Origin of the sequence: Amycolatopsis sp. NPDC051071, from assembly GCF_040682875.1 — a bacterium.
In the GTDB taxonomy this organism is placed as follows: domain Bacteria; phylum Actinomycetota; class Actinomycetes; order Mycobacteriales; family Pseudonocardiaceae; genus Amycolatopsis.
Genome location: NZ_JBFBBY010000068.1, coordinates 13,185 through 25,965 on the forward strand (window position 1 = coordinate 13,185; position 12,781 = coordinate 25,965).

At 67.1% G+C, this 12,781-nt stretch carries 12 protein-coding genes; 9 read left to right on the forward strand and 3 right to left on the reverse strand.

What is annotated here, in order from left to right; all coding sequences use genetic code 11:
* Positions 1-47 precede the first annotated feature (47 nt).
* Positions 48-1,904, reverse strand: a complete 1,857-nt coding sequence (locus AB0M65_RS22005) for an ABC transporter ATP-binding protein (RefSeq protein ID WP_364030306.1) — start codon at positions 1,902-1,904, stop codon at positions 48-50.
* A gap of 234 nt (positions 1,905-2,138) precedes the next feature.
* Between AB0M65_RS22005 and AB0M65_RS22010 the strand changes: the two genes are divergently transcribed.
* From AB0M65_RS22010 to AB0M65_RS22025, 4 genes are read left to right on the forward strand one after another with little or no spacing between them, the layout of a single operon-like run.
* Positions 2,139-2,576 carry a hypothetical protein gene (locus AB0M65_RS22010; RefSeq protein ID WP_364030309.1) on the forward strand — a complete coding sequence of 146 codons (438 nt, stop codon included), beginning with the start codon at positions 2,139-2,141 and terminating at the stop codon, positions 2,574-2,576.
* A 32-nt stretch (positions 2,577-2,608) separates the two neighbouring features.
* Entirely contained in the window at positions 2,609-4,201 is a 1,593-nt protein-coding gene (boxC, locus tag AB0M65_RS22015; RefSeq protein WP_364030312.1) for a 2,3-epoxybenzoyl-CoA dihydrolase, read from the forward strand.
* 6 nt (positions 4,202-4,207) lie between these two features.
* Positions 4,208-5,629, forward strand: a complete 1,422-nt coding sequence (gene boxB, locus AB0M65_RS22020) for a benzoyl-CoA 2,3-epoxidase subunit BoxB (RefSeq protein ID WP_364030315.1) — start codon at positions 4,208-4,210, stop codon at positions 5,627-5,629.
* Positions 5,630-5,648: 19 nt separating this feature from the next.
* The gene (locus AB0M65_RS22025) at positions 5,649-7,256 is read left to right on the forward strand and encodes a benzoate-CoA ligase family protein (protein ID WP_364030318.1); all 1,608 of its coding nucleotides are present in this window, start codon (positions 5,649-5,651) and stop codon (positions 7,254-7,256) included.
* A 104-nt stretch (positions 7,257-7,360) separates the two neighbouring features.
* Here the strand turns inward: AB0M65_RS22025 and AB0M65_RS22030 are convergent, their stop codons facing one another.
* Positions 7,361-7,813, reverse strand: a complete 453-nt coding sequence (locus AB0M65_RS22030) for a MarR family transcriptional regulator (protein ID WP_364030321.1) — start codon at positions 7,811-7,813, stop codon at positions 7,361-7,363.
* Positions 7,814-7,910: 97 nt separating this feature from the next.
* Here AB0M65_RS22030 and AB0M65_RS22035 point away from each other — a divergent pair, with 97 nt between their 5' ends.
* The 4 genes from AB0M65_RS22035 to AB0M65_RS22050 are packed head-to-tail and all read left to right on the forward strand — an operon-like array spanning position 7,911 to position 11,053.
* On the forward strand, positions 7,911-8,876 hold the full coding sequence (locus AB0M65_RS22035) for a ring-cleaving dioxygenase (RefSeq protein ID WP_364030324.1): 966 nt from the start codon (positions 7,911-7,913) through the stop codon (positions 8,874-8,876).
* Entirely contained in the window at positions 8,873-9,484 is a 612-nt protein-coding gene (locus AB0M65_RS22040; protein WP_364030327.1) for an alpha/beta hydrolase, read from the forward strand. Before AB0M65_RS22035 ends, AB0M65_RS22040 begins: the two co-directional genes overlap by 4 nt.
* Before the next feature lie 19 nt (positions 9,485-9,503).
* Positions 9,504-10,652: a dipeptidase gene (locus AB0M65_RS22045; RefSeq protein WP_364030330.1), complete on the forward strand. Its 1,149-nt coding sequence runs from the start codon at positions 9,504-9,506 to the stop codon at positions 10,650-10,652.
* A 38-nt stretch (positions 10,653-10,690) separates the two neighbouring features.
* The gene (locus tag AB0M65_RS22050) at positions 10,691-11,053 is read left to right on the forward strand and encodes a lipopolysaccharide assembly protein LapA domain-containing protein (RefSeq protein ID WP_364030333.1); all 363 of its coding nucleotides are present in this window, start codon (positions 10,691-10,693) and stop codon (positions 11,051-11,053) included.
* A gap of 15 nt (positions 11,054-11,068) precedes the next feature.
* Here the strand turns inward: AB0M65_RS22050 and AB0M65_RS22055 are convergent, their stop codons facing one another.
* Complete coding sequence (locus tag AB0M65_RS22055) at positions 11,069-11,911, reverse strand: maleylpyruvate isomerase family mycothiol-dependent enzyme (RefSeq protein ID WP_364030375.1); 843 nt, start codon at positions 11,909-11,911, stop codon at positions 11,069-11,071.
* Between the two features lie 80 nt (positions 11,912-11,991).
* Between AB0M65_RS22055 and AB0M65_RS22060 the strand changes: the two genes are divergently transcribed.
* On the forward strand, positions 11,992-12,774 hold the full coding sequence (locus tag AB0M65_RS22060) for an Abi-alpha family protein (RefSeq protein ID WP_364030336.1): 783 nt from the start codon (positions 11,992-11,994) through the stop codon (positions 12,772-12,774).
* The last annotated feature ends 7 nt before the right edge of the window (positions 12,775-12,781 follow it).

Below are 12,781 nucleotides of genomic sequence, written 5' to 3' on the forward strand. Positions count from 1 at the left end.
GCCTACTCGCCGCGATACGCGCGAGCCTGGATTTCGTAAAGCTCGTGTTAGAGGCCTCCTTCCCCGATGAGTTCGGCGTGCGTGCCCTGTTCGATCAGCCGCCCCTTCTCCAGCACCAGGATCCGGTCCGCGGAACGGATGTTGGCCAGCCGGTGGGTCACGAGGATCGTGGTGCGCCTGCCCGTCCCGGACGTGCTCGCGTGCCGGAGCCCGGCGAAGACGCGGGCTTCGGCCTTCGCGTCGAGCGCGGCCGTCGGCTCGTCGGCGACCAGGACAGCGGCGTCGCGGTAGATACCCCTGGCGATCCCCATCCGCTGCCATTGCCCGCCCGAAAGATCCTGTCCGTCGTTGAACTTCTTCGACAGCACCGTTTTCTCCTTGGCAGAAAGGGACTCGATCACCTCGTCGGCGCCGGAGGAGAGGATCGCGTCATGCCACGCCGCGCGCTCCGGATCGTCCCGGCCGAGCCTGCCGACGGTCACGTTGTGCTCCGCGGTCATCGGCCATTCGGCGGGATCCTGCGCGATCACGGCGATGTTCGCATGCACCGATTCGTGGTCGGCGTCCGCGAGATCGACGCCGTCCCACGACACCTTTCCCTCGGACGGTGGATACAGCCCGGTGAGCAGCTTGCCAAGCGTGGTCTTGCCGGACCCGTTCTCACCGACCAGCGCGATGACCTCACCGCGCCGGATCGTCAGTGAAAGGTCCCGTAGCGCCGGGGTTTCCTGGCCCGGATAGGTGAAAGTGACGTTCTCCAGCCGGATCTCCGCCGGATCCGGCGGCGCGAGCAGCCCGCCCGTCGCCGGGCTGCGTTTTTCGGATTCCACGAGCAGCCGGTGGAAGAACGCGACGTAGAAGGAGTCCTCGTAGAGCGAATTGATCGCGTGCATGGTGGTGGACAGCGAGTTCGACGCCGTCCGCATGGCGAGTACGGCCGTGCCGGCGAGCGCGAGTTCCATCTGCCCGCTGTAGAGCAGGAAACCGAGCACGAAGTACGCGATCGCGGTACCCACGCCGGCGGCGGCGCGGCCGGTCAGCCGGACGAGGTTGCTGCGATGGGCGAGCCGGATTTCCTCGCGCATCAGGCTTTCGGTGATCCGCGAGTACTCGCTCAGCAGCGGTTCCTGCAGGGTGAGGGCATGCCGTTCGAGCGCGAACGAACGCCAGGTCGACACCTCCTCGACAATCGACTTCCGGATGTTCCGGCCGACGGTGTCGAGGTAGTGCCGGTAGTTCAGCCGGGCGACCTTGGCCGCCGCCCAGCCGTCGGCCGCCGCGGCGAGCAGGAGTACGGGCGCGAGCCACGGGTTGAGCAGGCCCGCCGCCACGAGGGCGGCGATCAGCGAGATCAGCGCCGACGTCAGATCCGCGATCCAGCGCAGGCTCATCTCGATGGCGCGGACGCCGTACCGCGCTCCTTGCCTTGCCAGCTCGCGGAAATCGGCGTCCTCGAAGGCGAGTAACCGCACCCGGACCATCGCGGCGGTGACTTCGTCGCCCGCGGAGGTGACGATGCGCGGCCGAAGCGCGCCTTCGACCGCCGCGACGGCGGTGTCGAGCAGCGCACGCAAGGCGTACGTGCCGGTGACGACCGCCAGCGCGGGCAGCGATTCCAGCACCCTGTCCGGGGTCGGCCCGTTCTCCAGCAACGCGGTGAACACGTTCGCCGTCGCGAGCAGCCCGAAGGCCGTGACGCAGCCGGAGAGCACGTGGACGACGCCTGCCAGCAGGGTCAGGCGCGCCGACGTCCGCCAGGCCAGCCGCAGCACGATCGCCACGGCGGACGGCAGCGCGCGGATGGCCTTGACCATCCCGGCGTCGGCCACGGTCTCGTCGACCATGGCCCACTCGGGCATCTTCAGGTTCTCGACCCCGATCAGGGGCACGGGAGCTTCGGGCACTCCTCCTTCTCTACGCGCACCCACCGACAATTCCGACCGCCTTCGGGGCTGGGTGTTGTCCGCTTGAGTACATGAAGGTCCCCTTCCTTGCGTCTAGCGCAGGGAAGGGGGCCTTCATGTACTTCGCCAGGGTTGCGAAGGGCCGCGCAGGCGGGACGAAAGTCCCCTTCAGCTCCAACACCCAGTGCGCTATCGTCTCGCTAGAGCGATCTATCAAATCGCAAGGGGGCAAGTATGGAAGCTCTACGAGACCGGGGCCTCACCGCATTGCGGCTGATCCTGGCCTTCACGCTGTTGTCCACCACGCTGCACTACACGCACAACGTGATCCGGGCGGCCGACTATCCGCAGGTCGAAGGGGTGTCGGTCACCGTCACCGCCGTCCTGGTCGTCGTCGCCTACGTTCTCTTCACCTCGTTCGGCATCCTCGGCTACCGCGACTATCTGCGCGGACGCTACTGGCGGGCGCTCGCGTTCCTGATGGTCTTCTCGCTGTCCGGGCTGGCGAGTCTCGGGCACTTCCTGGTCGGCGTTCCGCAGGTCCCGGCCTTTTGGTTCGCCACGATTTTCACCGACACCGCCGCCGCGCTGCTGCTGTGGGCCTTCGTGATGTGGGCGGCGACGAAGCTCAACCGGGTGAGTGTGCCTGACCAACTTTCTACACAACATTGACGGGGATTATCGAGATGTAGACAATCGATGGGGTGACGCGGACCACATCGGTGACGTTCGAACGTCATCCCAGCGGCTACCGGCACTGGAAGCTGACCATCGACGGCGACGTCGCGTGGCTCGAACTCGATGTCGACGCCGACGGGGGTCTCGTACCGGGTTACGAGCTCAAACTCAACTCGTACGACCTCGGCGTCGACATCGAGTTGTACGACGCCACCCAGCGCCTGCGGTTCGAACATCCCGAGGTCCGCGCGGTCATCGTGACCAGCGCGAAGGACAACGTCTTCTGTGCCGGTGCGAATATCCGCATGCTGGCCTCGTCGTCGCACGAGTGGAAGGTGAACTTCTGCAAGTTCACCAACGAGACCCGCAACGCCATGGAGGACGCGTCCGCGTACTCCGGGCAGAGCTACGTCGCCGCGGTGAACGGCACCTGCGCCGGTGGCGGCTACGAAATCGCGCTCGCCTGCGAGAAGATCCTGCTGGTCGACGACAATTCCTCGACCGTCGCGCTGCCGGAAGTCCCGCTGCTCGGCGTCCTCCCCGGCACCGGCGGGCTCACCAGGCTGGTCGACAAGCGTGGTGTGCGACGCGACCTCGCCGACGTCTTCGCCACCCGGCCTGACGGCGTGAAGGGGCGCACCGCCGTCGATTGGGGCCTTGTCGACGAACTCGTGCCCCGGCAGGGATTCCGCGAAACCGTACTGGCCAAAGCCCGGGAACTCGCCAGGACGAGCGAGCGGCTCGATGGCGAAGGTGTCGAACTGGCGCCGTTGACCCATCGGTATGTCGACGTCGCCCTCGGTGCGACCGAAGCGACGATCACCGTCAAGGGGCCGGAAGACGACGACGGCTGGTTACTGGATGTCACCCGTGAACTGGACGACGCGATCCTTCGCTTGCGCACCAACGAGCCCGTACTCGGCACCTGGGTGCTTCGCACCGAAGGCGATCCCGCGAAGGTGCTCGACCACGAGCGGGCCGTGTTCGACGCGAAAGACTGTCTGAGCAACGAAATCGTCCACTACTTCAAACGCACGCTGAAACGGCTCGATGTCACCAGCCGTAGCCTGATCGCGCTCATCGAACCTGGTAGCTGCTTCGCGGGGTCGCTGCTCGAACTCGCTCTCGCCGCCGACCGGCAGTACATCTTGGACGGTCCGCCGATCGACGACGAAGACAGTGAAGAACGTGCCTCGATCACGTTGTCCGAAGCCAACTTCGGCCGCTTCCCGATGGGCAACGGCCTTACCCGCCTGGAGTCCCGGTTCTTCGGCGACCCGGACCACGTCACGAGGCTTCTGGAAGAACGTGGCCGGGTGCTGAGCCCGGGGAACGCGAACGAACTCGGCCTGGTCACCGGCGCGCCGGACGATCTCGACTGGGAGGACGAGATCCGGATCGTGCTGGAAGGACGGGCGTCGCTGAGCCCGGACGCCTTGACCGGAATGGAGGCGAACCACCGGTTCGTCGGCCCCGAGACGCCGGAAAGCAAGATCTTCGGCCGTTTGGCCGCTTGGCAGAACTGGATCTTCACCCGTCCGAACGCGTCCGGTCCCGAGGGCGCTTTGCGTCGTTACGGGACTGGTCAGAAGGCCGTCTTCGACAGGAAGCGGGTCTGAAACCCCATGCCGACCAAGATCGATTACGACGCCAAGATCCCCAACAACGTCGACCTCTCCGGTAACCGGCGGCTCCAGCGGGCGCTGGAAGGCTGGCAGCCGAAGTTCCTGAACTGGTGGGGCGAGATGGGCCCCACCTTGCGGACCAACGGTGTCTACCTGCGCACCGCGATCAGCGTCGGCCGGGACGGCTGGGCGCATTTCGACCACGTCGACGTGCCAGGCTACCGATGGGGGATCTTCCTCGCGGAACCGGATCCGGACCGGGTCATCGCGTTCGGGGAGCACCAGGGCGAACCCGCCTGGCAGCAGGTCCCCGGCGAATACCGCGCCGACCTGCAACGGCTCATCGTGATCCAGGGCGACACGGAACCCGCGTCGGTCGAGCAGCAGAAACTGCTGGGGCTGACCGCGCCGAGCCTCTACGACCTGAGAAACCTCTTCCAGGTCAACGTCGAAGAAGGCCGTCATCTGTGGGCGATGGTCTATCTACTGCACGCCTACTTCGGCCGGGAAGGCCGGGAGGAAGCGGAAGGACTACTGCTCCGGAATTCCGGAAGCCCGGACGCCCCACGCATCCTCGGCGCGTTCAACGAGGAGACCGCGGATTGGCTCGCCTTCTACATGTTCACTTATTTCACCGATCGCGATGGCAAGTATCAGCTCGGCACCCTCAAGGAAAGCGGCTTCGACCCGCTTTCCCGCACTTGTGAATTCATGCTCAAGGAAGAAGCGCACCACATGTTCGTCGGCACTACAGGAGTGGATCGGGTGGTCACTCGCAGTGCCGAACTGATCCGCGAACACGACACCTTCGACATCGCCGGGTACGGCGGGATCCCGCTGGAAGTGATCCAGCGTTACCTCAACTTCCATTACACCGTCTCACTCGACCTGTTCGGCAGCGAGACCTCCACCAACGCCGCGAACTACTACACCGCCGGCCTGAAAGGACGCTGGCAGGAGGGCCGCCGCAAGGACGACCACAAGCTCACCGACGACGCCGCGGCGCTGTCCCGGCCACGCGCCGACGGCACCTGGGAGACCGAGGAGCTGCAGGCCATCCTGCTGCTGAACCTCGATCTGCGGGAGGAGTACCGGGCCGACTGCCAGACCGGCGTCAACCGCTGGAACAAGATCCTGGACGAGGCCGGTGTCGATTTCCGATTCGTCCTCCCGCACCCTGGATTCAATCGGGAAGTCGGCATAAACTCCGGCCACCATGTGACGCCCGACGGCACGGTTGTCGACGAGCGGACGTGGCTGGCCGGCAAACGCAAGTGGCTGCCCACTCCCGAAGACCTGACCTTCGTCCGATCGCTGATGCACCCGGTGTACGAGCGAGGAAAGATCGCGAGCTGGGTGGCGCCCCCACGCCAGGGCATCAATGGAAAGCCGTTCGACTACGAATACGTTTACTTGAGCTGAGCCGAGAGAAGGTGGGCCCGTGACCGCTGAAGCTACCGGGTTCAACGCGGCGAGCTACCTGCTCGACCGGCATCTGGCGGAAGGGCGCGGGGCGAAGGAAGCGGTCGTTTCCCCGAGGCGGAGCCTCACCTACGCCGGGCTCGCGGCCGAGACCCGCCGGGTCGCGGCCGGACTGAAGGCGATCGGCGTCCGCACTGAGGAACGGGTCCTGTTCTGCATGGTCGACGACGTCGAGCTGCTCACCGGGATCCTCGGCGCGATGCTGGCCGGAGCGGTGGCGGTGCCGGTGTCCACGATGGTCACCGGGATGGACCTCGGCAAGGTGCTGGCCGATTCGCGGGCAAGGGTGCTGTGCGTTTCCGGCGAGTTCGCGTCGCAGGCGACGATCGCGCTGGGGCTGGCGCCGGAGGTCACCGACGTCGTGCTCGACCGCGCGAAAGCGGCCGAGCTGCCGTCCGGTGTCCGCACGCACGACTGGACCGATCTGTCCACAGTGGATGACAGCGGCTTCGAGGCGGCGCCCACCTGGGAGGACTCGCCCGCGCTCTGGCTCTACACGTCGGGGACGACGGGTAAGCCGAAGGGCGCGATGCACCGGCACGCGGGTATCCGCGCCGTCTGCGAGACGTACGCGCGAGACGTGCTGGACACCGGCCCGAACGATCGGTTCCTCTCGGTCCCGAAGCTGTTCTTCGCTTACGGCTTGGGTAATTCCGCGTTCTTCCCGCTCGCGGCGGGCGGCACGGCGCTGCTCGAACCGGCGCGCCCGACCCCCGGGCTGATCGCCGCCAGGGTCAAGGCCGAACGGCCGACGCTGTTCTTCGCCGTCCCGACGTTCTACGCGGCTTTGCTCGCCGGCGACGTCCCGGACGACACGTTCAGCTCGGTGCGCCAGGCCGTTTCGGCTGGCGAACCGCTATCCGCCCTGCTGTACAACCGGTTCCGCGAGCGCTTCGGCGTCGAGATCCTCGACGGCATCGGTTCGACGGAGGCACTGCACATCTTCCTGTCCAACCGGCCGCATCAGGTCCGCCCCGGCCGCACCGGGGTGCCGGTGCCCGGGTACGAGGTCACGCTGCGCGACGAGCACGGCGCACCCGTACCGGACGGGCAGCCCGGCGAGCTCTACGTTTCCGGGCCGTCGATCGCGAGCGGCTACTGGGCGCGGTACGAGACGACGAAGCGGGTCTTCGAGGGCGAGTGGCTGCGAACGGGTGACAGTTTCGTGCGTGACGCCGACGGGAGCTACCTCTGTCTCGGGCGGTTCAACGACATGCTGAAACCCGGCGGGATCTGGGTGTCCCCGACCGAGGTCGAGGAGCGGTTGCTGCGGCATCCGGCGGTCGCCGAGGTCGCGGTCGTCGCCGCCTTCGACGCCGACGGCATCGAGAAGCCGATCGCCTGCGTGGTCGGCGTGCCCGGTCACCGGCTGGACGCGGACGAGCTGATCGAGTTCTGCCGGGCCGGGCTGGCGTCGTTCAAACGTCCGCGCGGCATCGTCGAACTCGGCGAACTGCCGAAGACGGCGACCGGGAAGATCCGGCGCAACGTCATCCGGGACCTGGTGCGGGACATGCACCAGATGCGGGCCTACCAGCCGGATCCCACTTCCCCCCTGCCCGGCTGACTCCCCGCGTTTCGTCCTCCGCCCTCCGTGTGTGTCATGAGGGGTCCCCATAGGACGAAATTTGTCCTATGGGGACCCCTCATGACACATCGCGAGCCGGTTCTTCAGTTCTCGCCGTTGACGGTGCGCAGGATCCGCATGGCCTCCGCCAGCGCGTGCGCGTCGTCACCGAGCGGGGCCAGCACGATCCGGCGCAGGATCTCCGCACACGCCTGCCGCGCCTGCCCCGCGACGTCGAGGCCGTGGTCGGTGAGTGCGGCGAACGTGACGCGCCGGTCGTCCGGGCTGGGGACGCGGCAGATCAGGCCGGCGGCGACCAGCCGGTCCGCGACCTTGGTGAAACCGCCGCTGGACAACGCCGCCTCGACGGCCAGCCGCGTCATCGGCATCCGGTGCTCTGGCGAGCGGACAAGCCGCAGGAGGATGTCGAACGACGCCGGCGCCAGGCCGAACCGGTCGGCGATCTCACCCATCAGCTTGTTCTGCGTCGCCAGGTAGCCCTCGATCACCAAACCCCACCAGGTGACCACTTCGTCGTCGTTCGGTTCCGCTGTCACGCGGCGAGGGTACACCAGCAAGTCTTCCTGGAATATATCTTGCGCGCGAGAGGTTATCGGGCTAGCGTCATTTCACCGGCTCCAGAGGAGGGGCACCATGTCGATCAAGACTTCAGGCCTGCACCACGTCACCGCCATCGGTGGCGATCCCCAGCGCAACGCGGACTTCTACACCCGGGCCCTCGGGCTGCGGCTGGTGAAGACCACGGTGAACTTCGATGATCCTGGCACCTTTCATCTGTACTACGGCGACGGATCCGGCAAGCCCGGCTCGCTGATGACGTTCTTCCCGTGGAAGGACGCGCCCAAGGGCAGGCACGGCACCGGCCAGGCGACGACCACGTCGTTCTCCGTACCCGAAACCTCGCTCGGCTGGTGGAAACGGCACCTCGCCGACAACGGCGTCGAGAGTGACCAGATCCGCAACTCCGACGGTGAGGAGACACTCACCTTCCTTGACCCGGACGGCCTGAAGCTCTCGCTCGTCGCGCATCCGCAGGGCGACCCGCGTGATCCGTGGGACACGAAGCTCGTCCCGGCGGAGAACGCCATCCGCGGCCTGCATTCCGTCACGCTTTCGGTGTCCAAAGAGGACGCGACCGCCGGGATGCTGACCGACGGCCTCGGCCTGACCTTCGAGCACCAGGACGGCAACCGGCTCCGTTTCTCCGCCGGTGACGGCGGCCCCGGCGCACTCGTCGACGTCCTGGTGACGCCGGACGCGCCGCGCGGTCTGGTCGCGGCCGGAACCGTGCACCACGTCGCCTGGCGCGCCCCCGACGAGCGGACGCAGGCCGCCTGGCGCGACGAGCTCATCGACGACGGCGTGAACGTGACGTCCATTTTGGACCGTCAGTACTTCCGTTCGATCTACTTCCGCGAACCGGGCGGTACACTGCTCGAAGTCGCCACCGACGAACCCGGCTTCGCGATCGACGAGCCGTTGCTGGAACTCGGCCGCGCGCTGAAACTCCCGCCGTGGCTGGAGCCCAAACGTGAGGACATCGAGGCGATGCTGCCGAAGCTGGACCTCCCGTGCGAGAACAACCCGGAATCGCGATGAATCCGTTGGAACACAAGTATGTCGAAGGATCACCGGACGCGCCGGTGCTGCTGTTCCTGCACGGCACCGGCGGCGGGCCGGACGATCTGGTGCCGCTCGCGCGGGAACTGAGTCCGTCTTCGGCGCTGCTCGCGCCGGTCGGTCCGGTGTCCGAACACGGTGCGGCACGGTGGTTCCGGCGCTTGGCCGAAGGCGTTTTCGATTATGAGGACGTCGTGTTACGCGCGCATCAGCTTGCCGATTTCGTGGTGTCAGCGCGAAAAGAATACGAAATCGAGAACAGGCGACTGGTCGCGATCGGGTTTTCCAACGGAGCCAATATCGCCGCCGCGGTGACACTGCTCCGCCCGGACGCGATCCATGAGGCCGCGCTCTTCGCGGCGATGTCGCCGGTTCCTTCGCCGCCGCAACACGATTTGTCCGGTACGCGAGTGTTCCTGTCGAACGGTGAACACGACCCGATGGCGCCGCTCGCCTCGGCGGATACTTTGGTCCGGACCTTACGTGAGCGCTCCGCCGAAGTCGTCGCACACCGCCATCCGGGCGGACATACCGTGACAGGCAACGGTTTGGTCGCGGCCGCGGACTGGCTGGGGAGAGCAAAGTAGACGGACGTACCATCGCCGGATGACCAATGGGGAACTAGCCCGCGCCAAGGCACTGCTCGAATCCGTGCTCCTCGCGGACGGGCACAACGACCTGCCGTGGGAGTTGCGTGTCACGACCGGGCCGGATCCGGTCGCGGCCGTGACGGGTACGGACCTCACCGTCCGCCAGCCGCATCTGCACACCGATTTCCCGAAACTCGCCGAAGGCAGGCTCGGGATGCAGTTCTGGTCCGTCTACGTGCCCTGCCAGTTCGAGGGACACAGCGCGGTCACGGCGGTCCTCGAACAGGTCGAGATCGTGCACCAGATGATCGAGCGGTACCCCGACCGCCTGGCACTCGTGGACACCGCGGACGAAGCCGAAGCCGCGTTCCGCGACGGCAAGATCGCCTCGCTGCTGGGTGCCGAAGGCGGCCACAGTATCGCCGAATCCCTTGGCGTGCTGAGGATCCTGCGCCGTCTTGGCGTCCGTTACATGACACTGACGCACAACTACAACACGACTTGGGCAGACTCCGGCACCGACGAACCCACGCACAACGGGCTCACCGGCTTCGGCCGCGACGTCGTCCGCGAGATGAACAAGATCGGCATGCTGGTCGACCTGTCGCATGTCGCGCCGAGCACGATGCGTGCCGCGCTGGAGGTCAGCTCCGCGCCGGTGATCTTCAGCCACTCCTCGTGCGTCGCGGTCAACGACCACCCCCGCAACATCCCCGACGACGTACTGGAGACGTTGGCCGCCAAGGACGGCGTCGCGATGGTGACGTTCGTGCCGGGCTTCATCTCGCCGAAGGTCGCGGAGTGGGACGACCAGCTTCGCCAGGACATGGACGCCGCCGGACAGGACTACCGGAACCTCGACCTGCGCACGAAGTTCACCGCGGAGCGAGGCGGCCCGGAGAAACCGAAGGCGTCCATCGACGACGTCGTCGCGCACATCGAGCACGCGCGCGAAGTGGCCGGAGTCGACCACATCGGTCTCGGCGGCGACTACGACGGAGTCGCGACGCTGCCCGAAGGCCTGGAGGACGTTTCGAAGTACCCGGTCCTCTTCGCCGCGCTGCTGGAACGCGGCTGGAGCGAGGCGGATTGCGCCAAGCTCGCCGGGCAGAACACCTTGCGCGTGCTCCGCGCGGCGGACGAGGTCACCCGATCGGACGCTTGAAGGCGCGATCAAGCCGGCTTCGGCGGACACTGTCGTGCATGACGCAGCCGCACGAGGGTGCCGCCGAGGTTCCGGTCGAGCCCGTCAAGCCGCCCGAAACCGCCGGCGGCGCGCGCCACAGCGGTAAGTTCGACGCCGTCCCGAAGCTCAAGCGCACGCGAGTGAGCGGGACTTGGATCGCCGTCATCGTGGCGCTGATCGTCTTGGTGTTCCTGTTGATCTTCATCCTGCAGAACCTCGACACCGCCACCGTGCATTTCCTCGGTATGTCCGGCAGCATGCCGCTCGCCGTCGCGATGCTGTTCTCCGTGATCGCCGGTGGCGCGCTGGTCGCACTCGTCGGCGGCGCGCGGATCCTGCAGTTGCGCAAACAGGCCAAATCGCGCCACCTGCTGCGCTGAGCCTTAGCCTGAGCCTCAGCCGACGATGATCGACGTCATCCCGAGCAGGGTGGCGCAAACGTTTTCGTCCCCCTTGACGGTCACCCGGTCCCGGTCCGCCGGGTTCCGGGTGCACAGCCGCCAGAACGTGTCCGCGTCCGTCGTCACCGAGGCCAGCGGCGAGCGTGACGTCGGCGCGACCTTGTCGATTTCCCAGCCGCCGACGGCCAGCTGAGCCGTCCACTTCCCGCCGCCCTGCCCGGTCACGGTGTAGACGACCTGCCTGCCGACGCGTGCTTCGACGTCACGCAGGGTGTGTGGCAGCGCGCGCATGAAGGTGTCGACCACCGGGCCGCGGAACGCCGCCTCGTCGAGTGTCCGTGCCCCGACGGCCTCGCGGATCTGCTGCTGGTGCACCCAGAACTCGGTGTACTCGCGGGCGACGTCGAGCCAGACCGGCGCCGGCTCGTCCCCGGCCCAGCTCACCGGATCCCCGACGGCGTCGAGATCAGCGCGGCCCCACATCTCGGCGAGCTGCGAGGTGCTGTCGACGAGCATCGCGAACAGCACTTCGGGCGACAGCCGCCGGCACGCGACCACCCATTCGTCGTTGATCCGGTCGATGAACTTCACGAACGGTTCGCTCTCGCGGGGCGCCGTCATCCGGTAGTCGTCACGGTCGCGGGACAGCCTGCCGAGTTTGTCGCCAAGGAGATGGGCGGCGAGATCGTGCACCGTCCAGCCGGCGCAGACCGTCGGCGCGGCCCACTGATTGGCGTCGAGCCCGGTGAGGACATCGAGCAAGGCCTGCTCCTCCCGCGCGAACAGCGGGAGGACGTCGACCGGCGGACCCCAGCGCGTGAAGCTCATACCGGCCATCCAAACACCCTCGTCGATCACAATTTCGGCCATTCGGCCTACTCGCAGGTAGCATCAGCGCGAACGTGAGGGGAGTACCCGTGAGCAACGATCGACCCGCCGGTGACGACCTGGCCGCTTTCGCCAAACGCGCGGGGCGGCTGGCGGGCTGGGCCGCCCGCACGGGCTTCGAATTCACGCGCAAACTGCCCGGCGTCGAGATCGCCGAGCAGGTCTTCAAACAGGGCGAACGGCAGCTGCTGACGGAACTGCGCCGTCGTCTCGACGAGGTCGACGACCCGTACCACGCCGCGCTGACCGCCGCGTCCGCGATGAACCGGCCCGGCTCCAACGGCTCGCGCCCCGTCGAAGCGACCATCACCCTCGTGCATACGCGCGCCCAGCTCGAACCGCTCCGCGCGGCGATGGCGGAGCTGCTGAACCACTCGATCGGCTTCGGCCGTGAGCGGTCCCGCGAGTACCTCTACGCGATCATCCTGCGGCAGCTGACGCCTGACGAGGCCCGCATCCTTTCCGCGCTTTCGGACGGCTCGCCGTTCCCCGCCGTCGACGTCGCGGAGCGGACCAACCTCGGTGGCGCCGGACGGTTCGTGCTGCGCAACGCGTCCACCGTCGGCAAGGCGGCCGGGGTGTCGCTGCCGGACCAGGTGCCCGGCTACCTCACCCGGCTGATCGGGCTCGGCCTGGTCGAGCTGGACGAAGAGGTCCCCTCGTTGGAGACCCAGTACGAGATCCTGCTGACCGACGAGACCGTCCGCGAGGCCGAGAAATCGGTCAAGCGGGTCAAGTTCGTCAAGCGTACGGTCCACATTTCCCGGCTCGGCGCCCACTTCTGGCAGGCCTGCGACCCGAGCATCGGCTGAACCCGGG